Raw genomic sequence first — 23215 nt, 5'->3', positions numbered from 1 at the left:
CGACCAATCGGCAATGACCGACCAGCATCTACCGCCAGGGCGGCGCGCGGCCGCCCGCATGCGCGCGGCGCCGGCGCGCCGCCGCTCGACTCAATGCTTTTCCATCTGCTCCAGCGCCTTGATGTCTTCTTCGGACGTCATTTCGCACGCGAGCAGCGTCTTGCCCTTCAGCGCCGGGCCCTGGCGGGCCGACACGAGGATCAGCGCGCCGCCCGGGCCGCGCACCGTCAGGCGGCGTGAATAGCCTGCCGACGACGCGCCCAGCAGGTGCCCCATTTCAGGCGCGAGCTTGTAGCGTTGCGCGAGCTGGCCGGCGACTTCGCCGTCCACGAGCACGCCGATCCCGGTGCTGGTGAACACGACGTGCTGCGTCGTGAAGCCGTCCCGGTGGATCGGCTCCGGCAGACGGAAGACCGCGGCGCCCAGCATCGATTCGTCCGGCTTCGGATCGGTGGCCTTGACGGTGTTGTAGATCGAGTCCATCAGGTCCGACGTGAACGGCGGATTGCAGATCGCGGCGTTGAAGATGTCGGGTTGGGCGGGCGGCGCGGCGAATGCAGCAAGTGGCGCGGCGGAGAGGGCAATGGCAATGGCGGCGGCGCCGACGGCAGCGGCGCGACGCCCGGACAGGCGAAGGGACATGAATGCAGTTCTCTCAGGTTTTATTGTGAGGCTGCATGTTAATGCATCGCCGCACGCCGGCCGATCGACGGGGAGCGGCCGGGTGGCGGCAATGCAACAGGCTCGCGCCCGCACCCGCGCGCCGCGATCGATTCCGTTGCCGGATGATCGATGCGCGGGGCGTCGGGGCTTGCGCGTCAGGCAGCCGATGCGATGCGGGTTCGCGTTACGGCGCGACGACCGGATGCTTCAGCGCATGCGCGGTCTCGATCCACTGCGCGTGGAATTCGTCCGCGTCGGGCTTGAGCCCGAGCTCGCCGTTGCGATAGGCCATCGCGAGCGTCTGCACGGCTTCCGGCAACTCGTGCTCGGCGGCCCGGCGATACAGCGCGAGCGCGCGTGCGTCGTCGCGCGGCACGCCGCTGCCGTCGCGGTACGCGTTCGCGAGCATGAAGTCCGCGGCCGGGATGTCCGCGCGCGACGCGACCTCGAACCAGTGCGCGGCCTGCACGGGATCGGCGGCGATCCCGTAGCCGCTGCGATAGATCAGCCCGAGGTAATACGCGGCGGCCGGGTCGCCCTGCGCGGCCGCTTCGCCGAGCAGCGTGCGGGCGCGTGCATAGTCCTTCGGCATGTCGCTGCTGCCGAGCAGCAACGCCTTGCCGAGCGCGAGCTGCGCCCGCCGGGCGGCCGGCGCGTCGGCCTTGCCGTCCGCCGTCGCGGCCGTTTCCAGCCAGCCGCGCCCCTCGTCGCGCAGCCCCGGTTCGCGCGCGTCGACGAGCGCGATGCCGAGCGCCGCCTGCGCGTCGCCCGAGCCGCGGCGCGCGAGCGTGCGCAACTGCGCGAGCGCGTGCGGCTCGGTGGCCTGCGTGACCATTGCCTGCCACTCGTCGAGCTGCGCGGCGCTCGGCGTGGAGCCGGCGCCGCGCAGGCCGGTCGCCGCGACGACGGCCGCGACGGTCACGGCCGCCGCCGCGAGCAGCGCGGCCGGCGGAAGTTTCGCGCGCAGCACGCGCCGCGCGGCAGCGGCGAGGCCGGATTCGGCCGGCCGCATCGTCCGGATCGGTTGCATCGCGTGTCTCATTGCGTGAGGTCGATCTCGTAGGTGGCGAGGTTCTTGCCCGAGCCGTCGTCGGCCGCGACCTGCGTGATGCCGGTCAGGCCGGCCGCCGCCGCGTCGCCGAGGCGGTTCGGCGCGGACGCGAACTGCACGTGCGCGACCGAGCTCGCGAGCTTCGTGAAGCGCCAGCTGCGCTGCGCGCCGTCCGCCGTGCGCGTGATCGCGCCGCGCTTCTTGATGAACGCGATCAGCACGTCGCGGTTCGCATCGGGCGACGCGAAGATCGTCTTGCTGCCGTCGAGGCCCGGGAAGTTGCCGCCGCCGCTCGCGCGGTAGTTGTTGGTCGCGACGATGAGCTGCGCGTTCGGGTCGATCGGCGCGCCCTTGTACGTCAGGTTCCTGATCCGGCTGCCGACCGGCTGCGTGACGTCGATTTCATACGCGAGATCGGCCGACGTGAACATGTCGAAGTTGTAGCCGGGGAAGGTGCTGACGAGCGGCTGCACGGTCGCCTTGGTCGGGTCGATCCGGTTGAAGCGCTTCGCAGCGGTTTCGAGCCAGTTCTTCACGTCGGCGCCGCTGACCTTCACCGCATACACGGTGTTCGGATACAGGTACAGGTCGGCCGCGTTGTTGATCGCGAGCGCGCCCGGTGCGACGTCGGTGTAGTCGGTGCCGCCGCCGAAGCCGCTCTTGAACGGCGCGCTGACCGACAGCACCGGCAGCGACGCGTATTGCGGCAGGTTCGCCTGCACGTAGGTCTTCACGTAGTCGGCCTGCGCCTCGTTGACGATCTGGATCGCACCCGGATCGCCGACATCGGCGAAGTACGAGTTCATCCGGTAGTCGGTCGAGCCGATCGGCGTCTTCACATAGTCGATCGTCGCCTGGTGCTCGGCGGCGATCGCGGCGGAAACCGACGGATCGGCCGCCACGTAGCTCTTGTCGGCGTTCTGGATCGGCCGCGCCTCGACGGTCGTCTGCGACTTGTCGACGCTCCACGTCTTGCCGTCGAACTTCAGGCCGAGCTTGATCACGCCGAGGTGCTTGCCCCAGTAGTTGGCCATCACGGTCGGCACGCCGTTGACGGTGCCCTTGACCTTGTCGACGCCCGGCAGGTTGAACTGCGACACGGTGCTGTTCGCGTCCGGGAACACCTGGTGCGAGTGGCCGATCAGCATCGCGTCGATGCCGGTCACCTTCGACAGCCACCAGCTGCCGTTCTCCATCGTCGGCGAATACGCGGAATTGTCGAGGCCGCCGTGCGAGATCGCGACGACGAGATCGGCGCCCTTCGCGCGCATCTCCGGAATGTATTTTTCGGCCGCTTCCTTCAGGCCGGTCGTGTAGACCTTGCCGTCGAGCCAGCGCTTGTCCCAGTTCATGATCGCGGGCGGCGTGAAGCCGATGATGCCGATCTTCACGGGCGCGCTGACCGTCTTGCCGTCCGGCGTGGTCGCGGTCACGGTGCGGGTCAGGATCGTGTACGGCGTGAACAGCGGCGCGTTGGTCTTCGCGCTGATCACGTTCGCGAGCACCTGCGGGAAGTTCGGGCCCGCGCATTTCTTCTGCTGGGCCGGCGCCGGCAGGCCGTCGACCTCGAACGTGTTGCCGGTCACCTGCGACAGGTACGGCAGCCCGTAGTTGAATTCGTGGTTGCCGATCCCGCCGCCGTCGAATTTCGCGGCGTTCATCACCTTGTAGATGGCGAGCGTCTGGTCGCAGCCGACCGGCTTCACGAGCGCCTGGTAGTCGGACAGCGCGGTGCCCTGGATCGTGTCGCCGTTGTCGAGCAGCAGCGTGTTCGGGTACTGCTTGCGCGCCTGCGCGATCAGCGTCGACACGCGTTCGAAGCCGAGCGAATTGTCGGCGGCGAGCTTGAAATAGTCGTACGACAGCACGTTGGTGTGCAGGTCGGTCGTCTCGAGCAGGGCGAGCGTGGCCGTCGTGCCGACGGGCGCCTGGGCTGCCGGCGGCGTCGCCGGCGGCGAGGTGACGTCGTCGCCGCCGCAGGCGGCGAGGATGAAGGCGAGGCTGGCGAGCGCGGCGATGGCCGGCACGCGACGGCGGGAAAGCAGGGGGAGACGCATCGGTTGTCCTGTTCGGTGTTCTGTTTTATGAAACGCGAGGTGCGCAACGATTGGCGGCGCGGGGCGCCGACGGCCTGATGTGCGGCGCGAGAGAGTATCGAAAGGAAACGTGACGGAAGAATGAAAGGTGGTGACGTCGGCATCGGGCAACGGGCGGCGGCTTCCTCGCGCACGCCGGGGCGGGCGCCCGGCCGCCCCCGGCCAGGCTCCCCGGCTGCGCGCCCCGAGCTTGCCGCCCGCACGGAAATCCTCACGTCGCGGCGACGGGCGGTTCGCTACAATGGCCGCTGTCACCTTTTTGCAAACAACCTGCCCTTGGACTTCGAGACTCCTCCCGGCCTGTCGGTCGACGCCGGCGGCCAGGGCCAGACGGTGCGCCTGACCGGCCAGTGGACCGCACTCTCGCTTGCACGCAATCGCGGCGCGGTGGCGCGCCGTGTCGCGAGCATCGCGTCCGGGCGCGTGAGCGAATGGGATCTGTCCGGCATCGAGCGGCTCGACCACGTCGGCGGCCAGGCGCTGTGGCGCGTGTGGGGCCGCAAGCTGCCGGACGGCGTCGCACTGAGTGCCACGCAGCGCACGATCTTCGAGCGCATCGAGCGGCTCGACAGCGAGCGCGAGGCGCCCGAGCGCGTCGTGCGCGTCGATCCCGTCACGCGGCTCGGCCAGGCGATCTTCCGGTTCGGCGAGCACCTGCAGGGCGGCATCGCGCTGTTCGGCCTCGTGATCCTCGATGCGCTGTCGGTGTTGCGCCGTCCGCAGACGATGCCGTGGAAGGAGACCTCCGCGAACATCTACAGCGCGGGCGCCCAGGCGCTGCCGATCACCGCGCTCGTCGCGTTCCTGATCGGCATCGTGCTCAGCTACCTGTCCGCGCAGCAGCTGCAGATGTTCGGCGCGAACCGCTACATCGTGAACATCCTCGGGCTGTCGGTGATCCGCGAGCTCGGCCCGGTGCTGTCGGCCATTCTCGTCGCGGGCCGCTCCGGCTCGGCGATCACCGCGCAGATCGGCGTGATGCGCGTGACCGAGGAGCTCGACGCGATGCGCGTGATGGGCATCCCGCACGGGCTGCGGCTGATCCTGCCGCGCGTGCTCGCGCTCGGCGTCGCGATGCCGCTGCTCGTGATGTGGACCAACATCATCGCGCTGACGGGCGGCGCGCTCGCCGCGAAGCTCGTGCTCGGGATCGACGTCAACTATTTCGTGCGCTCGCTGCCGGGCGTCGTGCCGATCGCGAACCTGTACATCGGGGTCGGCAAGGGCGTCGTGTTCGGCATGCTGATCGCGCTGGTCGCCTGCCATTTCGGCTTCCGGATCAAGGCGAACTCGCAGAGTCTCGGCGAAGGCACGACCACGTCGGTCGTGACGTCGATCACGGTCGTGATCCTTGCCGACGCGGTGTTCGCGATCCTGTTCCAGAACGTGGGGCTCGGATGAACGCATCGAACGAAACGACCGCGCACGCCGCGGCCATCGGTGCCGGGTCGGTCGGCGAGCGGCCGGCCGCGGCGGCCGCTCCCGGCGATCTCGTGATCGAGGTGCGCAACCTGACCAAGCGCTACGGGCGCAACATCATCCACCAGAAGCTCGACTTCGACGTGCGGCGCGGCGAGATCGTGTCGATCGTCGGCGGCTCGGGCTCCGGCAAGACCACGCTCGTGCGGCAGATCCTCGGCCTCGAGCGGCCGACGTCCGGCACGATCAAGGTGTTCGGCGAGGACACGGCGACGATCGACGACGCGAGCGCGCGGATGATGCGCACGCGCTCCGGGATGCTGTTCCAGCAGGGCGCGCTGTTCTCGTCGATGACGGTGTTCGACAACGTCGCGCAGCCGCTGCGCGAGCTCGGCCGCGTGCCGCCGGACCTGCTGCACGACATCGTGATGCTCAAGCTCGAGATGGTCGGGCTGCCGTGCAAGCACGCGTCGAAGATGCCGGCCGCGCTGTCGGGCGGGATGGTCAAGCGGGTCGGCATCGCGCGCGCGATCGCGCTCGAGCCCGAGCTGCTGTTCCTCGACGAGCCGACGGCCGGCCTCGATCCGCAGGCGTCGGACGAATTCGTCGAGCTGATCGCGACGCTCCACCGCACGCTCGGGCTGACCGTCGTGATGGTGACGCACGATCTCGACACGATGGTCGCGCTGTCGACGCGCGTCGCGGTGCTGGCCGACCGCAAGGTGCTGGTCGCCGCGCCGGTGGAGGAGGCCGCGAACGTCGACCATCCGTTCATCCACGAATATTTCCTGGGGCTGCGCGGGCGCCGCGCATTGCAGGCGCTGCCGCCCGAGCGGCGCGCGAAGCTGCCGAAGGCGGCCCTCGAACCGGCGCTGTCGAGCGTCGAGCTGTAGGAACGAAGGAATCCGCGAATGGAAAACAAATCACATGCGTTCTGGGCCGGCCTGTTCACGATCGCGCTGACGCTCGCGATCGCGGGCACCGTGTTCTGGTTCAACGTCGACCGCACCGTGCGCGTGCCGTACGACCTGCTCGCGCGCACCAACGTGACGGGGCTGTTCCCGGACGCGGCCGTGCGCTTTCGCGGCCTCGACGTCGGCAAGGTGCAGTCGATCGGCTTCGACCGCGCGCACCCGGGGCAGATCCGGATCCGGATCCTCGTCGACCACGACGCGCCGATCACGCAGTCGACCTACGGCAGCCTCGGCTTCCAGGGCGTGACGGGGATCGCGTTCGTGCAGCTCGAGGACACGGGCCGCGACCTGGCGCCGCTGCCGTCGTCGCCGAAGGCGATCGCGCAGATCCCGATGCGGCCGAGCCTGTTCGACCAGATCCAGGAGCGCGGCGACGTGCTGCTGCGGCAGCTCGAACTGGCCGCGAAGAGCGCGAATGCGCTGATGTCGCCCGAGATGCGCGAGCAGTTGCGCGCGACCGCCGAAAGCCTGCAGCACGCGGCCGACGGTGCCGCCACGCTGACGAAGCAGCTCGGCCCGGCGGTCACTGCGCTGCCGGAAACGATGCACGAGGTGAACCGCGCGATGGCGTCGGCGAACACGCTGCTGCAGCCGAACGGGCCGCTCGTGTCGAACCTGAACAAGGCCGGCACGGCCGCCGAGCAGGTCGGCGTCGCGCTGAACGATCTCAACGCGCGCGTGCAGTACGACACGCTGCCGCGCTTCAACGCGCTGGCCGGCAGCGTCGGCGATGCGTCGCGGCAATTGAAGGACGTGGCCGGTGAACTTGGCCGCAACCCGCGCAGTCTGTTGTTCGGTTCGCCCGGCGCGGCGCCGGGGCCCGGCGAGCCGGGCTTCGTCTGGCCGGGCGCGACGGCCGGGCAGTGACACCCATCGAAACCGGAAACATCATGCAGGAACACGCCATGCCACGAATCCTTGACCGCGCGCTGCGTCCGGCCGCGGCCGCGCTTGCCGTGCTGACGCTGACGCTCGCGGCCGGCTGCGCCGGCAACAGCGCGGCGCTGTCGAATGTCCGCTACGACCTCGGGCCGGCCACGCAGGTCGTGACCGCGGGCACGGCCCCCGCGCTGAAGGTGCTCGACGTCGTCGTGCCCGACGCGCTCGACTCCGACAAATTCGCGTACCGCCTCGCATACGTGGACGCGCAGCACGTGGCCGTCTATCGCGACAGCCGCTGGACGGCACCGCCCGCACAACTGCTCACGCAGCGGCTGCGCGGCGCGCTGTCGTCGCGCGGCACGGTGCTCGAAGGGGCCGACGGCGTGCGCGCGCCGACCCTCAAGGTCGACCTGAACGAATTCGAGCAGGTGTTCGACGGCCAGTCGCAGAGCTACGGCGCCGTCACCGCGCGCGCGACGCTGACGCTGGACGGCAAGGTGCTCGGCCAGCGCACGTTCGTCGCGCGCGCGCCGTCGAGCACGCCCGACGCGGCGGGCGGCGCCCGTGCGCTCGCGGCGGCGAGCAACGAGCTCGTGTCGCAGATCGCCGCATGGGTCGGCATCCAGGCGTACGCGGGCACGCCGTGACGCGTGCCGCGCAGCCGCGATGAGCGCGACCGGCACGCCTCGCGCATCGCCGCTCGCGCGGCAGGCCTTTGCCGCTTACGCGGCACTCATCGTCTACGCGTCGCTGTATCCGTTCGCAGGCTGGGTGTCGCTCGGCATCGGGCCGTTCGACTACCTGTTCGCGCCGATGCAGCGCTACGTGACCGCATTCGACGTCGTCACGAACGTGCTCGGCTACCTGCCGTTCGGCGCGCTCGGCGTGCTCGCGCTGCACCCGCGCTGGCGCGGCGTGGCCGCGACGCTGATCGCGGCCGGGCTCGGCGTGCTGCTGTCGGGCGCGATGGAAGCGCTGCAAACCTACCTGCCGACGCGCGTCGCGTCGAATCTCGATCTCGCGGCCAACGCGCTCGGCGCGCTGCTGGGGGCGGCGCTCGTCGCGCCGGCCACCGGTGCGCTGCTCGATCGCGGCGCGCTGCGCCGGCTGCGCTTCGCGTGGTTCGAGGACGACGGTGCGACGCCGCTGCTGCTCGCCGGGCTGTGGCCGTTCGCGATCCTGTTCCCGTCGCCGTTCCTGTTCGGCATCGGCGACTGGCCGGCCGCGCTGTGGGAGCGTGCCGACGCGTCGATGCAGGACACGCTGCTCGCGTGGCTGCCGGCCGCGTGGCGCGTGGGCGAATGGCCCGAGCGCGTCGACGGCTGGCTGTCCGACTCCGCGTGGGAGGCCGCGCTCGGCGGGCTGATGCTGTTCGCCGCGCTGGCGATCGCGTCGCTCGCGATGCGGCCGCGCGCACCGCGCATCCGGCTGCTGATCGCGCTCGTCACCGCGACGCTCGTGCTGAAGGCGGCCGCGACCTTCATGCAGTCGGCCACCGGCCTCGTCGTCGTGTGGGCGACGCCCGGCGCGCGGCTCGGGATCGAGCTCGGCTTCGCGGCCGCGCTCGTCGCGCTGCACGTGCCGGCGACGTGGCGCGCGACGCTGGCGGCGCTCGCGCTGCTGGCCGGCGTGGCGCTCGTGAACCTGCTGCCCGTCAACCCGTTCTTCGACTTCACGCTGTCGGGCTGGCGGCAGGGCCGCTACGTGCACTTCAACAGCCTCGCACGCTGGCTCGCGTGGATCTGGCCCTACGCGGCGCTGATCTGGCTCGGCCAGCGCGTCGAGCACGCATGGCTGCCGGCCGTGCTGCGCCGCTGACGCGAAGGCTGCGGCGGTTACGCCGCGATGGCCGCGGCGGTACCGCGGGCAGCGGCGTGCGCCCCTCGTTATAATCGTCCGCACGAGTGCAGTGTTCGGCACCAATCGGCACTTGTGTGCGGCGCCTTCGCACCCGTGGCCGCGTTGCAAATCCTCGCGATGCCACCAGGCATCGCTGCGGTTTGCGCGTCGCCACGAGCACGAATCCGCTGGCACACAAGCGCCGCCGGGCACCGAACACTACACGCCCGTTGCCCCGCGCAGCGGCAACCGCTCCTCTTTCCGCACGGCCTTGCGCCGGGCAGCTCGCCACCACCATGGATTCCTACTACCAGCACCACGTTTTCTTCTGCCTGAACCAGCGCGAACCGGGCGCCGAACGCCCGAGCTGCGCGCAATGCGACGCGCAGACCATGCAGGAATACGCGAAAAAGCGCGTGAAGGAGCTCGGCCTCGCGGGGCCCGGCAAGGTTCGCATCAACAAGGCCGGCTGCCTCGACCGCTGCGAGGAAGGGCCGGTGATGGTCGTGTATCCGGAAGGCACGTGGTACACGTACGTCGACCAGGCCGACATCGACGAGATCGTCGAATCGCACCTGCGCGACGGCAAGGTCGTCGACCGCCTGAAGATCTGAGCGGGCCTGCCGAATGAACGTTCATACGCAGAAGTCGCTGATCGCGGGCCCGGTCGGGCAGATCGAAATCGCGGTCGACCTCCCCGATGCCGTGCGCGAAGGCGGCGCCGCGCCGCGCGGCATCGCGCTCGTCGCGCACCCGCATCCGCTGTTCGGCGGCACGATGGACAACAAGGTCGCACAAACGCTCGCGCGCACGCTCGTGCAGTTGAACTACGTCGTGTTCCGGTCGAACTTCCGCGGCGTCGGCGCGACCGAGGGCGTGCACGACAACGGCACCGGCGAGGCCGACGACCTGCTCGCGGTACTCGCGCACATGCGCGCGCAGCCCGCGTATGCGGACCTGCCGCTCGTGCTTGCGGGCTTCTCGTTCGGCACCTTCGTGCTGTCGCACGTCGCGAAGCGGCTGCGCGACGCGGGCGGGACGATCGAACGGATGGTGTTCGTCGGCACGGCAGCGAGCCGCTGGCAGGTGGCCGACGTGCCCGAGAACACGCTCGTGATCCACGGCGAAACCGACGACACGGTGCCGATCGCGTCGGTGTACGACTGGGCGCGGCCGCAGGAACTGCCGGTCGTCGTGATCCCCGGCGCCGAGCATTTCCTGCATCGCAAGCTGCACGTGCTCAAACGCATCATCGTCGACGCCTGGCGCTAGCCGGCACGCGGGAGGCCGGCGCGACGCCGGCGACCCGCGCGGTGTTGCATGCACGTGCTCCGGCCGGCGCCGGACGCGCGTTTCCCTTCTCGCGACATCGCGCCGCGGCGTGCGGCGCGACCCGACTTCTCCTTCGCTTGCGCACACCTTTCGCACACCTTCGCGTGCGATGACGCGCAGCTTGCCGGCACCCCGCGCCCGATGAAGATGGACGGCGGTCCGGCGCCAGGTTCGCGAAAACGCGCTGCGCGGCCACGTATAATGGCCGGATTCCGCGTCGCCCGCGGCCCGGCTGGGCCCATGCGGCGCTCGTTTCGCCGCCTGTCCGCCCGCTTGCGACGGCCGCGAACCGAACGCGTCCGCACGAGTCCAACCGGCGCGTTTCGCGTCGCCCGACGATTTCGGGCGAGTGCCCGAAACGCCCGCCGCCTTGCCGTTCAACCCTGCGCGTTTCGCACCGCACTTTCTGCCATCAGCCTGAATCGATCATGCGTCTGTCTTCCCAAGGCCTCAAGTCCCTCGCTTCCTCCATCGCCTTCGGCACCGCCGCGCGCAACGTCGCGCTCGGCGTGATGCTGCCTGTCGCGCTCGCGTCGACGATCGTCGTCGCCGAGGCCAAGCCGGCCGCCAAGGCCAAGGCCGCGCATGCGGCGCCGGCCGCCGAGCAGTTCACCGGCGCGCCCGCGACCTACATGCCGGGCGCGGTGCCGCCGCCGGGCGTGAATGCGCGCTCGTGGGTGCTCGTCGATGCGACCAGCAACACGGTGCTCGCGTCGGGCAATGCCGATGAACGCGTCGAGCCCGCATCGCTGACGAAGCTGATGACGGCGTACCTCGTGTTCGAGGCGCTCGACAAGAAGAAGATCTCGATGGAGCAGATCGTCACGCCGAGCGAAGCCGTGCGCCGCGTCGGCCGCGACGAGTCGCGCATGTTCATCGAGGCGAACAAGCCGGTGTCGGTGCACGACCTCGTGTACGGGATGATCATCCAGTCGGGCAACGACGCCGCGATCGCGCTGGCCGAACTGGTCGGCGGCAGCGAAGGGCAGTTCGTCACGATGATGAACGACGAGGCGGCGCGCCTCGGCATGAAGGGCACGCACTTCGCCGACGTGAACGGCATGCCCGACCCGAACCACTACACGACGGCCGGCGACCTCGCGAAGCTGTCCGCGCACCTGATCCGCGATTTTCCGCAGTACTACAGCATCTTCTCGGAGAAGGAATTCAAGTACAACAACATCCGCCAGGGCAACCGCAACCGCCTGCTGTGGCTGGATCCGACGGTCGACGGCCTGAAGACGGGCCATACGCAGGCGGCCGGCTACTGCCTGATCGCGTCGGCGAAGCGCGCGATCCCGGGCGTGGACGGCCAGCGCCGCCTGGTGTCGGTGATGATGGGCGAGCAGAAGGAAAGCGAGCGCACGCAGGACAGCATGAAGATGCTGAACTACGGCTACAGCGCGTTCGATTCGGTGCGCCTGTTCAAGGGCGGCCAGGCGATGTCGACGCCGCGCATCTACAAGGGCAAGGAAAACACCGTGCAGGTGGGCGTGAAGGGCGACCAGTGGGCGACCGTGCCGCGCGGCCTCGGCGACAAGGTCAAGACGGAAGTCGACGTCAACGCGCCGCTGATCGCGCCGCTCGCGGCAGGCCAGCAGGTCGGCACCGTGAAGATCGTCGCCGACGGCAAGACGCTGTCCGAATTCCCGGTCGTCGCACTGCAGGCCGTGCCGGAAGCGGGTATCTTCGGGCGTATCTGGGACTCGATCCTGCTGATGTTCAGCAAGAAGAAGTAAGCACGACGGGCCTTTGTTTTCACGACTTCATCCCCATCTGTCATAGCCATGAGCCAAGCCGAATTCGAACCGATCGTCTACCTCAGCGTGTCGTCGCAGGAGGAAATGGTGCCGCTGTCGGAAGCCCGTGTACCGGTGCTCGACCGCGGGTTCATCTTCGGCGACGGCGTGTATGAAGTTGTCCCCGTTTATGCACACGACGGCGCGCACGTGCCGTTCCGGATCGAGCAGCATCTGGCGCGGCTCGAGCGCAGCCTGAAGAAGATCGGCATCGCGAGCCCGCACGACGACGCGGGCTGGCGCGCGCTGATCGAGCGCGTCGTCGCGGCGAATGCCGAAGGGCTCGGCGACGGCAACGCGCTCGTCTACCTGCAGGTGACGCGCGGCGTCGCGAAGCGCGGCCACGCGTTCCCGGCGAACGCGGTGCCGACGGTGTTCGTGATGACGAGCCCGCTGCGCCTGCCGTCCGCCGACGAACGCGCGCAGGGCGTGCGCTGCGTGACGGCCGAGGACCGCCGCTGGCTGCATTGCGACATCAAGTCGATCTCGCTGCTCGGCAACGTGCTGATGGCGCAGCATGCGGCCGAACGCGATGCGTTCGAGACGCTGCAGCTGCGCGACGGCAACCTGACGGAAGGTTCGTCGTCGAACGTGTGGATCGTGAAGAACGGCGAGCTGCTCGCGCCGCCGCGCAGCAACAAGATCCTCGAAGGGATCCGCTACGCGCTGATCGAGGAGCTGGCCGACGAATGCAAGATCCCGTTCGTCGCGCGCGAGATCAGCGAAGTGGAATTGCGCGCGGCCGACGAGATCATGATCACGTCGGCCACGAAGGAAGTGCTGCCCGTCACGTCGCTCGACGATCTGCCCGTCCACGGCGGCAAGCCGGGCCCCGTATTCGCGGCGTTGTATGACGCGTACCAGCGTGCGAAGGCACGCGAGTTTGAACAGTTTGACCTAACCCGGAGAAAATGATGAGCGAACCGACCAAAACCATCGAGGTGACCGGCGCGATCGATACCCGGAAGGAGTCGCTGCTGGAGTTTCCGTGCGATTTCCCGATCAAGATCATGGGCAAGGCGCACCCCGAGTTCAAGGACACGATCTTCAAGGTCGTGGCCGTTCACGACAACGAGATCGACGTCGAGAAGATCGAGGAGCGTGCGTCGAGCGGTGGCAATTACACGGGCCTCACGATCACCGTGCGGGCGACCAGCCAGGAACAGCTCGACAACATCTACCGCGCACTGACCGGCCATCCGATGGTCAAGGTCGTACTTTAAGCGCCTTCCATCCTCCTTCCTGCGCGCACTCGGCGGGGGTCTTCCCCGCCGCGCGCCGCGCGTCCAGCTCGTCGCACAGCCGCTGGTATTCGGCGACTTCCTCGAGCAGCCAGGTCCTGAATGCCTGCACGCGCGGCGCGTTCAGCAGCGGCGGCGGACACACGAAAAAATAGTGCCACGGGCTCGGCCCGTCGATGTCGAACAGGCGCACGATGCGCCCGTCGAGCAGGTCGTGCACCGCGAGCGAGCGGCGCACGAGCGCGATGCCCTGGCCGTCGATCGCGGCCAGCAGCAGGTTCGACGAATCCTGGTACAGAATCCCCCGTTTCGGCTCGGTCAGCGTCTTGAGTCCGGCCGCGTCGAACCACGGCCGCCACAGCTCGTCGTCCGAGCGCAGCAGGTTGTAGTGCACGAGATCGGCGGGCGTTTGCGGCAGCTTGCCGCCGTTCAGCGTCGGCGCGCATGCCGGAAAGAACACTTCGTCGAACAGCGGCTCGACATGCAGCCCCGGATAACTGCCGTGGCCGAAGCGGATCGCGAGATCGACGTCGTCGCGCGCGAAATCGGTGAGCGAGTTGGTCGACTGCAGCTCGACGTCGATTTCCGGATGCCGTTCGATGAACGAGCCGATGCGCGGCGTGATGAAGCGCGCGGCGAACGACGACAGCATCGACACCACGAGCCGCCGGTCGCGGTCGCTCGCGCGCACGTCGCGCGTCGCGTCGGCGATGACCATCAGCGCGGTGCGGATCTGCTGCGCGTAGCGCATGCCGGCGTCGGTCAGGCACAGCCGCTTGCCGTTGCGCGTGAACAGCTGCACGCCGAGCTCCTCCTCGAGCGCGCGCACCTGGTGGCTGACCGCGCCGTGCGTGACGTACAGCTCGTCGGCGGCGCGCGAGAAATTCTCGTGACGGGCGGCGGCTTCGAACGCGCGAATCGCGTTCAGCGCAGGCAGCTGGCGGAGGTCCATTTGCTAATTTTCCTCACATCGACGTGAAAATTGGTCGTTTTGTCGGACGCCTTGAAGTGACTACGATTGTAGCCATCGAAGCACTTATTGGCGGAGTCGATCATGCAAGAAATTTCTTCAAGCATCACGTTCGAAATCCCGGTGGGCGAAACCGTGCCGTTGAAGGTACAGCGCAGCACGCGGCTGGTGGTGCAGTGCGGGCCGGTGTGGGCGACGCGCAGCAACGACGTCGACGATTACTTCCTGGTCGACGGCGAGACGCTGAAGCTGCGCCGCGGCGAGCGGCTGTGGCTCAGCGCGGAAGGCCGGGAGGGCGCGCGCGTGGCGTTCTCGGTGTCGCGGCCGCCCCGCGAAGTCGCGCTCGGCGGGCTGGCACGGCTGCGCGAACGCGTGAGCGCGCTGCTCCACGACGGATGGCGCACCGTCTGACCATCATTTCCTCCGACGGATACCGGCGATCCGTCCCCCCTCCGAGGCCGGCGAGACCGACGGGTTTTCGGTAAACTACCGCCCATGTCCGTTTCGCCGGTTTCCATCGTGTCCACGCCTGTCGCCGTTTCCGCATCGCCCGCCGGGTCCCCGGATCAGCCGGCCCCGCCGGTCACCGTGCGGTGGCGGGGCGTCGAGACTTACGAAACGAGCTTCGACGCGATGCGCGCGTTCACCGACACGCGCACGGCCGATACCGGCGACGAGATCTGGCTGGTCGAGCATCCGCCCGTCTACACGCTCGGCCAGGCCGGCGACCCGGCCCACCTGCTGGTGGCCGACAGCGGCGTGCCGCTCGTGAAGGTCGACCGCGGCGGGCAGATCACCTATCACGGCCCCGGCCAGATCGTCGCCTACCTGCTGCTGGACCTGCGTCGGCGCAAGCTGATGGTGCGCACGCTCGTGACGAAGATCGAGGAGGCCGTGATCGAAACCCTCGCGGCGTATAATCTCGCTTCGGTCCGCAAGGCGGGCGCGCCCGGGATCTACGTGGCATCCGGCGTGCACGAGGGCGCGAAAATCGCGGCCCTCGGCCTGAAGATCCGCAACGGCTGCAGCTATCACGGGCTGAGCCTGAACGTGAAGATGGATCTGCGCCCGTTTCTTGCGATCAACCCGTGCGGCTATGCCGGACTGGAAACTGTCGACATGGCGAGCCTCGAGGTTGCCGCCGACTGGAACGACGTCGCCCATACGCTGGTGCGCCGTCTGATCGCCAACCTCGACGGCGCATCCGCGGCCGCCGACAAGCCGCAGGCACTGGAACAACATTCGAATGACTGACGTTACCGCTTCCCCCGCACCGGCCGATCCGGCCGCGACCCCTGCCTACGATCCGACCGCCAAGCAGAAGGCGCAGGCGAAGACGGCGCGCATCCCGATCAAGGTCATTCCGATCGAAAAGCTGAAGAAGCCCGAGTGGATCCGCGTGAAGGCGGCCACCGGCAGCTCGCGCTTCAACGAGATCAAGACGATCCTGCGCGAGCACAACCTGCATACGGTGTGCGAGGAAGCGAGCTGCCCGAACATCGGCGAATGCTTCGGCAAGGGCACCGCGACGTTCATGATCATGGGCGACAAGTGCACGCGCCGCTGCCCGTTCTGCGACGTCGGCCACGGCCGTCCCGATCCGCTCGACGCGGATGAACCGAAGAACCTCGCGCGCACGATCGCGGCGCTGAAGCTCAAGTACGTGGTGATCACGAGCGTCGACCGCGACGACCTGCGCGACGGCGGCGCCGCCCACTTCGTCGAGTGCATCCGCGAAACGCGCGCGCAGTCGCCGGACACGCGCATCGAGATCCTGACGCCGGACTTCCGCGGCCGTCTCGACCGCGCGATCTCGATCCTGAACGCCGCGCCGCCGGACGTGATGAACCACAACCTCGAAACGGTGCCGCGCCTGTACAAGGAAGCGCGCCCGGGTTCGGACTACGCGCACTCGCTGAAGCTCCTGAAGGACTTCAAGGCGCTGCATCCGGACGTCGCGACGAAGTCGGGCCTGATGGTCGGCCTCGGCGAGACCGAAGAGGAAATCCTGCAGGTGATGCGCGACCTGCGCGCGCACGACGTCGACATGCTGACGATCGGCCAGTACCTGCAGCCGTCCGAGCACCACCTGCCGGTGCGCGCGTACGTGCATCCCGATACGTTCAAGATGTACGAGGAAGAGGCGTACAAGATGGGCTTCACGCACGCGGCCGTCGGCGCGATGGTGCGGTCGAGCTATCACGCCGATCTCCAGGCGCATGGGGCAGGGGTGGTCTGAGCCCCCTTGCTTCGTCGTCCTCAGGCGAACCCGAAAAAAGCCCGCAGCGATGCGGGCTTTTTCGTTGGTGCGGCCGCCGCCCGCGCATTCGCACGGCAATCGTCACCCGACCGGACACGCAATCCGGTCGAGCATGGAAAGCAAAGCTGAAACGGCATCGATAGCTTCGCAGGATAAGTTCGCTCCCGCCGTGCGCAAAACTCCTATAGTCGGCTCTCCCGCAGCAATGCCCGCATTCGAAGGAGAGCCGCATGTCCCGTTTCAGCTTCATCCGCCGCGCCGTCGTCGCGCTGACCGCCTTTGCCGCGCTGGGCGCGGCGCACGCCGAATCGCGCGAAGTCGTGATCGCGTACCAGGACATGGTCGTGCCGTGGCGCTATGCGCAGGCGAGCGGTGAAGTCGAAAAGGCGACCGGCTACAAGGTCACGTTCCGCAAGCTCGACAGCGGCGCCGACGTGATCCGCGCGCTCGCATCGGGCTCCGTGCAGCTCGGCGAAGCCGGCTCGAGCCCGATCGCGGCCGGGCTGTCGCAGGGGCTCGACATCTCGCTGTTCTGGGTGCTCGACAACATCAACGACGCCGAGGCGCTCGTCGCGCGCAACGGCTCGGGCGTCACCAACGTCGCCGCGCTGAAGGGCAAGAAGATCGGCGTGCCGTTCGTGTCGACGTCGCATTTCCATACGCTCGTCGCGCTGCAGGCCGCGGGCGTCAATCCGAACGACGTGAAGATCGTCAACCTGCGTCCGCCCGAAGTCGCGGCTGCGTGGGCGCGCGGCGACATCGACGCGACCTACATCTGGGATCCGGTGCTCGCGAAGGTCAAGCAGTCGGGCACCGTGCTCACGACGTCGGGCCAGGTTGCGAAGGAAAGCGGCAAGGCGACCTTCGACGGCTTCGTCGTGAGCCGCAAGTTCGCGCGCGAGAACCCCGAGTTCGTCACGCGCTTCGTGAAGGTGCTCGCGGCCGCCGATGCCGACTATCGCGCGCACGCTGCCGCGTGGAAGGTCGGCTCGCCGCAGGTCGCGGCGGTCGCGAAGGTGTCGGGCGCGAACGCGCAGGACGTACCGGCCAGCCTCGCGCTCTACGCGTTCCCGACGCCGGCCGAGCAGGCGTCGCCGACGTGGCTTGGCGGCGGTGCGCAGTCGGGCGCCGCGAAATCGCTCGCGGCCACGGCCACGTTCCTCAAATCGCAGGGCACGATCCAGACGGTGCTCGCCGACTACTCGGCCGGCGTCGATCCGCAGTTCGTGCAGAAGGCCGCGCGCTGAGTGCGGTCGCACAAGCTACTCGTCGCGGAGTCCTGAACATGAGCACGCTGGAAGTCCGTCAGGTATCGGTCGACTATCCGGGCGAACGCGGCCGGCCGACGACGCAGGCGCTCGCGCACGTCGACCTGCGCATCGAGGCCGGTGAATTCGTCGTCGCACTCGGCGCGTCCGGCTGCGGCAAGACGACGTTGCTGAACTGCATGGCCGGCTTCGTCGCGCCGACGACGGGCGACGTGCGCGTCGACGGCGTGCCGGTCACGGGCCCCGGCGCCGATCGCGGTGTCGTGTTCCAGAAATACGCGCTGCTGCAGTGGCTCGACGTGCTCGACAACGTCGCGCTCGGGTTGCGCTTCGCACGCGTGTCGAAGGCCGAACGCGAAGCGCGGGCGCGGGAGATGCTCGCGCTCGTCGGGCTCGACAGGCATGCGCATGCGCGCGTGTACGAGCTGTCGGGCGGGATGCAGCAGCGCGTCGGCATCGCGCGCGCGCTCGCGAGCGACCCGCGCGTGCTGCTGATGGACGAGCCGATGGGCGCGCTCGACGCGATGACGCGCGGCACGATGCAGGCGCTCGTGCTCGACGTATGGGCACGCACCGGCAAGACGGTGTTCTTCATTACGCACGATGTCGAGGAGGCGCTGTTTCTCGCGACGCGTCTCGTCGTGATGACGCCCGGCCCCGGCCGGATCGCGGAAACCTTCGAACTGCCGTTCGCGCGCCGCTACGTCGAATCGCGCGATGCGCGCGCGGTGAAGTCGTCACCGGATTTCATCGCATGGCGCGAACGGCTGATCGCGTACCTGCATCGCGACGAGGCCGCCGAGGCGGCGGCGTGATGCACGAACTCGCGCGACAGGGCGCGTCGGTCGGACGCGGTCGGATCAGCACCTTGCACAGGCAGGACAGCATGAGCACGCAGGATTCTTGGGCGGCCGATCGCACGGCCGCGGAGCCCGGGCAGGATCAACGCGCGACGCAACGGCGTCACGCGGCGCGTCCGGCTCGCGCATCGCATCGCTACCGGTTGCCGGGGCAGGGGAAGACAGCCGGGCTGAGCGCGGCGACGGTCGCGGCACTGGCACTGCTGTGGTGGGTCGCCACCCATCGCCAGTGGCTGCCGCCGCTGTTCCTGCCCGCGCCGGAAGCCGTGTGGACGGCATTCGTCGACGCATGGCACGGCCGCATCCAGGGCGGCCTGCCCTTGTCCGAGCATTTGTTGTGGAGCGCCGCGCGCGTGTTCGGCGCGTTCCTGCTCGCGACCGCGATCGGCGTGCCGGCCGGCATCCTGATGGGCGTGAGCCGCATCGCGCGCGGCGTGCTCGATCCGCTGCTGGAGTTCTACCGGCCGCTGCCGCCGCTCGCGTACCTGCCGCTCGTCGTGATCTGGTTCGGCATCGACGAAACGGCGAAGCTCGTCGTGATCTTCCTCGCGTGCTTCGCGCCGATCGCGATGGCCGCGCGCGCCGGCGTGCGCGCGGCGACGGTCGAGCAGATCAACGCCGCGTATTCGCTCGGCGGCAGTTTCGCGCAGATCGTGCGGCACGTGGTGCTGCCGGCCGCGCTGCCGGAGATCCTCACCGGGCTGCGGATCGCGATCGGCTTCGGCTGGACGACGCTCGTCGCGGCCGAGATGGTTGCCGCGACGGCCGGGCTCGGGCAGATGGTGCTCAACGCATCGAGCTTCCTGCGCACCGATATCGTCGTGATGGGCATCCTCATCATCGGCGCGATCGCGTGGCTGTTCGACCTCGCGATGCGGTGGGTCGAGCGGCGGGTGGTGCCGTGGAAGGGGCGCGGTTGACGCAGCGCGCAGGGCGCTCAGATGTGCTGGTGCACGACCGTCAGCGGCCGGCCGTACGCGGCGGTGAATTCGGCGATGAACGCATCGCTCAGCAGCCAGTTCTGGAAATTGAAGCCGAGATGGCCGAAGGCCCACGGCGGATCGTAGCGCCATTGCGTGACGGGTTGCCGATGGCCGCACGCGCCGCATACGAGCGGAGCCGCATCGTCACCCTCGAACCAGTCGGAAAATGCCTCACCCCATGCGGCGCCGAGCGCGGTCTGCTCCGCGTTGCACCCCGGGCAGAAAATCTCGAGGCCGTTCCCGCCTGCATCGAAGATGCGGCGTTCCACGGCGACCTCCAGCCAGTTCGGGATGGACGGCGGCAAATTTGCGCGCGCGTCGCAGGCGTTCGCATAAAGCGGGCCGGGTGGGTAACCGGTTCGGTCGATGGCCGTCAGATCGCTCTCCTTGAGCCCCCAGGTCGTGCCCCAGTCGCGGTACAGGTCGCCGACGCGCGTCGCCGCGCCGACGATTCCGCGCGCCTGCAGCCACGCGATCATGCGCTGTGCCTCGGCGGGCGCTTCAGCGAGCGAAACCACCGGATCGACCAGATAGGTGAAGTTGTCGCTCATCGCACTCATTCCCCCATCGCCACACCTTCCCGCCGCGGATCCGCCCCGCCGAACCACACCGTCTGCCCCTGCACGTTCAGCCGCTGGATTCCCTGCAGCCCCGAGTTCATCTCGACCACCCGCACGTCGTGCCCGCGGCCCTTCAGCCCGTCGGCGAGCGCATCGGACACGCGGCCGCGTTCGAGTTGCGTCGGCCCGTTCATCGACCCGAAGTTCGGCAGCGCGATCGCCTGCTGCATCGTCATCCCCCAGTCGAGCACGCCGACCAGCGTCTTCGCGACGTGATTGATGATCGCGGGGCCGCCGGCCGAGCCGACGATCATCGTCACCTGTTTCGTCTTCTTGTCGAACACGAGTTCCGGCGACATCGCCGAGCGCGGGCGCTTGCCGGGCTGCACGCGGTTCGCGACCGGCCGGCCGTTGTCGTTCGACACGAACGAGAAATCGGTGAGCTGGTTGTTCAGCATGAAGCCGCGCACCATCAGCCGCGAACCGAACGCATCCTCGATGCTCGTCGTCATCGACAGCGCCTGGCCGTAGCGGTCGACGATCGCGATGTCGGAGGTCGACGGCAACTCGGGGCTGCGGTCGTCGGCCATCGCGAGCGTCGCGCCCTGCGGCGTGCCGGCCTGCGCGACGCCCATGCTGCTGTCGCCGATCAGGTGCGCGCGCTGCGCGAGATAGGTCTTGTCGGTGAGGCTCGCCCAGCTGCCGCCCGGCAGCGGCACGAAATCGGGATCGGCGACATAACGCGCGCGGTCCGCATAGGCGAGCCGCCCGGCTTCGCTGAACAGGTGCGCGGCGAACGGCGTCGGCTCGTAGCCGACGTCGTTGCGCACCGGCTTCTGCGCGCCGATCTGCTGCCAGTCGGGCATCGCTTCGAGGATGCCGAGCATCTGCGCGATCGCGAGGCCGCCCGACGACGGCGGCGGCATCCCGCACACCACCGAGCGCCGGTAATCCGCGCACAGCGGCGCGCGCACCTTCGCCTTGTAGCGCGCGAGATCCTGGAGCGACAGCAGGCCCGGGTTGGTCGGGTGCCTGCGCACCTTCGTGACGATGTCGCGCGCGATCGCGCCGCTGTAGAACGCGTTCGCGCCGCGGTCGGCGACTTGCCGCAGCACGGTCGCGAGCGCGGGGTTCTTCAGCACCGTGCCGGCTGCCTTCGGCGTGCCGTCCGGGTTGTAGAAGTACGCACGCGCAGCCGGGTCGTTCTTCAGGTACTTGTCGTTGGCGATCAGCGTCGCGAGCCGCGGGCTGATCGTGAAGCCGTGCTCGGCGAGCCGGATCGCCGGCTGGAACAGCCGGCGCCACGGCAGCTTGCCGTGTGCACGGTGCGCGGCGTCGAGCATGCGCAGCACGCCCGGCGTGCCGACCGAGCGCCCGCCGACGACACCTTCGTAGAAGCTCATCGGCTGGCCGGTCGGCCCGTAGAACAGGCGGTCGGTCGCGGCGGCCGGCGCGGTCTCGCGGCCGTCGTAGGCCTGCGTCGCCTTGCCGTCGAAGTACAGCAGGAATGCACCGCCGCCGATTCCCGACGATTGCGGCTCGACGAGCGCGAGCACCATCTGCGTGGCGATCGCCGCGTCGATCGCGGTGCCGCCCGCCTTCAGCATGTCGTAGCCGGCCTGCGTCGCGAGCGGATTCGCGGCCGCGATCATGAAGTGCTGCGAGGTCCAGCCCGGCTTGTCGGTCCAGCCGGACGACAGCTCGGGCGCATGGACGCCGGGCAGCGGCACGGCGGCGCCCGATGCGGCGGCGACGGGCACCACCGCGCCCGACGGCGGCGTGGACGGGGACGTGCAGCCGGCGTTGAACGCGACGAGCGCGACGGCGGCGAGCAGCGTCCAGGAGCGCGAATGCGGACGAATCCGGTCGAACATTGAACCCTCGGCAGCAGTGAATTCGAAGGAGGCGACGATGCCGGCGCAACGCGGCTGCCCGCCCCGGCGCGCTATTGTCGCCGCGCGGCCGGCGGGTTGTCACCCGACAGGAAACCCTGACGCATCGCGCCGGGCCCGCCCCGGCCGGTCTTTCCGGCCTGTTCGAGGATGAACTCTATGAACGTCGACGTCGCGCGCGTGTGGTGCCGGTTCGGCATGTAGAGCATGTACATGTGCGTGCCGAAGATGCTGAGCCGGTACGCGTCGAGCGACGTGACGACCGTGCCGCGCCGGATGTCGTCCTGCACCACGTAGTCGGGCACGATGCCGACGCCGATCCCGCCGAGGATCGCCTGCCGCAGGAACAGGAAGTTCTCCGAAATCAGCGTGGGCTCGAGCAGCACCTCGTGGCGCTCGTCGCCGAGATACGCGGCGATCCTGAGCTGCCGGCCCATCACCGTCGCGGTGACGACGGGGGAGGCCGACAACGCGCCGAGGCTCGCCGGCATCCCGTGCTCGGCCGCGAACGCGGCCGATGCGCACGCGACGTAGCGCACCGCGCCCATGTCGCGCGCGACGAGGTTCTGCGGCGGCTCGGGCATCACGCGCACGGCGATGTCGATCTCGTCGCGCATCAGGTCTTCCACGCGGTTCTCGAACACGACGTCGAGCACGATGCCCGGATGCAGCCGCTTGAACGCGAGCAGCCAGTCGGACATCACCATCTGCCCGTAGCCGCTCGGCACTGACAGCCGCACGCGGCCCTGCAGATCCTGGCCGAGCGTCGTCACCGACTCCTGCGCGGCGAGCAGTTCGTTGCGGATGCGCCGCCCGTGCTCGTACAGCTTCAGCCCGATTTCGGTCGGCTCGATGCGCCGCGTCGTGCGCCGCACGAGCTGCTGGCCGATCGAGCGCTCGAGCTGGTTCAGCCGGTAGCTGACGTTCGCGCGGCTCATCTTGAGCCGCTGCGCGGCCTTGCTGAGATTGCCGGCGTCGAGGATCTCGACGAGCAGCGTCAGCGCGTTCAGGTCCATGCGTCGCGTCTCCTGATCCGTCCCGTTTAACGGTCGGAAGCATTCAGTGTCAAGTCAGACTTGACAGCTTGTAAAAGCGGGAGGGAATTGTCAATGAATCTCGATCAATC

The 23215-nt window shown here is 68.9% G+C and carries 23 protein-coding genes; 16 read left to right on the top strand and 7 right to left on the bottom strand.

Features of this window, described 5'->3' with window-relative positions; translation table 11 throughout:
• Positions 1-90 precede the first annotated feature (90 nt).
• From PQB87_RS16250 to PQB87_RS16240, 3 genes are all read right to left on the bottom strand, one after another.
• On the bottom strand, positions 91-642 hold the full coding sequence (locus PQB87_RS16250; protein WP_233345221.1) for a hypothetical protein: 552 nt from the start codon (positions 640-642) through the stop codon (positions 91-93).
• 205 nt (positions 643-847) lie between these two features.
• Positions 848-1693 carry a tetratricopeptide repeat protein gene (locus PQB87_RS16245; RefSeq protein ID WP_060062961.1) on the bottom strand — a complete coding sequence of 282 codons (846 nt, stop codon included), beginning with the start codon at positions 1691-1693 and terminating at the stop codon, positions 848-850.
• Between the two features lie 8 nt (positions 1694-1701).
• Positions 1702-3771 (bottom strand): bifunctional 2',3'-cyclic-nucleotide 2'-phosphodiesterase/3'-nucleotidase, encoded by a 2070-nt coding sequence (locus PQB87_RS16240; RefSeq protein WP_489242378.1) that lies wholly within the window; start codon positions 3769-3771, stop codon positions 1702-1704.
• A 315-nt stretch (positions 3772-4086) separates the two neighbouring features.
• Here PQB87_RS16240 and PQB87_RS16235 point away from each other — a divergent pair, with 315 nt between their 5' ends.
• The 10 genes from PQB87_RS16235 to PQB87_RS16190 all read left to right on the top strand — a co-directional run bounded on the left by PQB87_RS16235 (position 4087) and on the right by PQB87_RS16190 (position 13278).
• The gene (locus PQB87_RS16235; protein WP_027789023.1) at positions 4087-5211 is read left to right on the top strand and encodes an MlaE family ABC transporter permease; all 1125 of its coding nucleotides are present in this window, start codon (positions 4087-4089) and stop codon (positions 5209-5211) included.
• Positions 5208-6122 carry an ABC transporter ATP-binding protein gene (locus PQB87_RS16230; RefSeq protein ID WP_021164214.1) on the top strand — a complete coding sequence of 305 codons (915 nt, stop codon included), beginning with the start codon at positions 5208-5210 and terminating at the stop codon, positions 6120-6122. The genes PQB87_RS16235 and PQB87_RS16230 overlap by 4 nt, the downstream gene beginning before the upstream one ends.
• A gap of 18 nt (positions 6123-6140) precedes the next feature.
• The gene (locus PQB87_RS16225; RefSeq protein WP_059687446.1) at positions 6141-7070 is read left to right on the top strand and encodes an MlaD family protein; all 930 of its coding nucleotides are present in this window, start codon (positions 6141-6143) and stop codon (positions 7068-7070) included.
• A 38-nt stretch (positions 7071-7108) separates the two neighbouring features.
• On the top strand, positions 7109-7732 hold the full coding sequence (locus tag PQB87_RS16220; RefSeq protein ID WP_059687455.1) for an ABC-type transport auxiliary lipoprotein family protein: 624 nt from the start codon (positions 7109-7111) through the stop codon (positions 7730-7732).
• Positions 7733-7751: 19 nt separating this feature from the next.
• Positions 7752-8903: a VanZ family protein gene (locus tag PQB87_RS16215; protein ID WP_153488883.1), complete on the top strand. Its 1152-nt coding sequence runs from the start codon at positions 7752-7754 to the stop codon at positions 8901-8903.
• Positions 8904-9220: 317 nt separating this feature from the next.
• Positions 9221-9538 (top strand): (2Fe-2S) ferredoxin domain-containing protein, encoded by a 318-nt coding sequence (locus PQB87_RS16210; RefSeq protein WP_011694422.1) that lies wholly within the window; start codon positions 9221-9223, stop codon positions 9536-9538.
• 13 nt (positions 9539-9551) lie between these two features.
• Complete coding sequence (locus PQB87_RS16205) at positions 9552-10196, top strand: alpha/beta hydrolase (RefSeq protein WP_027789027.1); 645 nt, start codon at positions 9552-9554, stop codon at positions 10194-10196.
• Between the two features lie 488 nt (positions 10197-10684).
• Positions 10685-11995: a D-alanyl-D-alanine carboxypeptidase family protein gene (locus PQB87_RS16200; RefSeq protein ID WP_021157031.1), complete on the top strand. Its 1311-nt coding sequence runs from the start codon at positions 10685-10687 to the stop codon at positions 11993-11995.
• 48 nt (positions 11996-12043) lie between these two features.
• A complete protein-coding gene (locus PQB87_RS16195) occupies positions 12044-12970 on the top strand; it encodes a D-amino acid aminotransferase (protein WP_027789029.1) in 927 nt (308 codons plus the stop codon).
• Positions 12970-13278, top strand: coding sequence for an HP0495 family protein (locus tag PQB87_RS16190; protein WP_011353335.1), 309 nt, complete (start codon positions 12970-12972; stop codon positions 13276-13278). The genes PQB87_RS16195 and PQB87_RS16190 overlap by 1 nt, the downstream gene beginning before the upstream one ends.
• On the opposite strand, the gene PQB87_RS16185 is transcribed toward PQB87_RS16190, so the two are convergent.
• Positions 13262-14248: a transcriptional regulator GcvA gene (locus tag PQB87_RS16185; RefSeq protein WP_059687444.1), complete on the bottom strand. Its 987-nt coding sequence runs from the start codon at positions 14246-14248 to the stop codon at positions 13262-13264. The genes PQB87_RS16190 and PQB87_RS16185 overlap by 17 nt on opposite strands.
• Before the next feature lie 102 nt (positions 14249-14350).
• Between PQB87_RS16185 and PQB87_RS16180 the strand changes: the two genes are divergently transcribed.
• From PQB87_RS16180 to PQB87_RS16155, 6 genes are all read left to right on the top strand, one after another.
• Positions 14351-14677 carry a DUF2917 domain-containing protein gene (locus PQB87_RS16180; RefSeq protein WP_021157035.1) on the top strand — a complete coding sequence of 109 codons (327 nt, stop codon included), beginning with the start codon at positions 14351-14353 and terminating at the stop codon, positions 14675-14677.
• A gap of 84 nt (positions 14678-14761) precedes the next feature.
• Complete coding sequence (lipB, locus tag PQB87_RS16175) at positions 14762-15520, top strand: lipoyl(octanoyl) transferase LipB (RefSeq protein ID WP_021157036.1); 759 nt, start codon at positions 14762-14764, stop codon at positions 15518-15520.
• Entirely contained in the window at positions 15513-16505 is a 993-nt protein-coding gene (lipA, locus tag PQB87_RS16170) for a lipoyl synthase (RefSeq protein WP_011886137.1), read from the top strand. The genes lipB and lipA overlap by 8 nt, the downstream gene beginning before the upstream one ends.
• 251 nt (positions 16506-16756) lie before the next feature.
• The gene (tauA, locus tag PQB87_RS16165; protein ID WP_321966558.1) at positions 16757-17773 is read left to right on the top strand and encodes a taurine ABC transporter substrate-binding protein; all 1017 of its coding nucleotides are present in this window, start codon (positions 16757-16759) and stop codon (positions 17771-17773) included.
• Between the two features lie 38 nt (positions 17774-17811).
• Positions 17812-18609 carry a taurine ABC transporter ATP-binding protein gene (locus PQB87_RS16160; protein ID WP_489242377.1) on the top strand — a complete coding sequence of 266 codons (798 nt, stop codon included), beginning with the start codon at positions 17812-17814 and terminating at the stop codon, positions 18607-18609.
• Entirely contained in the window at positions 18609-19574 is a 966-nt protein-coding gene (locus tag PQB87_RS16155; protein ID WP_059687442.1) for an ABC transporter permease subunit, read from the top strand. The genes PQB87_RS16160 and PQB87_RS16155 overlap by 1 nt, the downstream gene beginning before the upstream one ends.
• Before the next feature lie 17 nt (positions 19575-19591).
• Here the strand turns inward: PQB87_RS16155 and PQB87_RS16150 are convergent, their stop codons facing one another.
• The 3 genes from PQB87_RS16150 to PQB87_RS16140 form a co-directional block, all read right to left on the bottom strand.
• Positions 19592-20188, bottom strand: a complete 597-nt coding sequence (locus PQB87_RS16150; RefSeq protein ID WP_489242376.1) for a hypothetical protein — start codon at positions 20186-20188, stop codon at positions 19592-19594.
• 5 nt (positions 20189-20193) lie between these two features.
• Entirely contained in the window at positions 20194-22071 is a 1878-nt protein-coding gene (gene ggt, locus PQB87_RS16145; protein WP_059621161.1) for a gamma-glutamyltransferase, read from the bottom strand.
• Between the two features lie 71 nt (positions 22072-22142).
• Entirely contained in the window at positions 22143-23105 is a 963-nt protein-coding gene (locus PQB87_RS16140; protein ID WP_021157042.1) for a LysR family transcriptional regulator, read from the bottom strand.
• Between the last annotated feature and the right edge of the window lie 110 nt (positions 23106-23215).

The sequence above is a fragment of the Burkholderia sp. KL41 genome (genome assembly GCF_057005415.2).
This window is presented reverse-complemented; position numbering and strand designations above follow the sequence as displayed.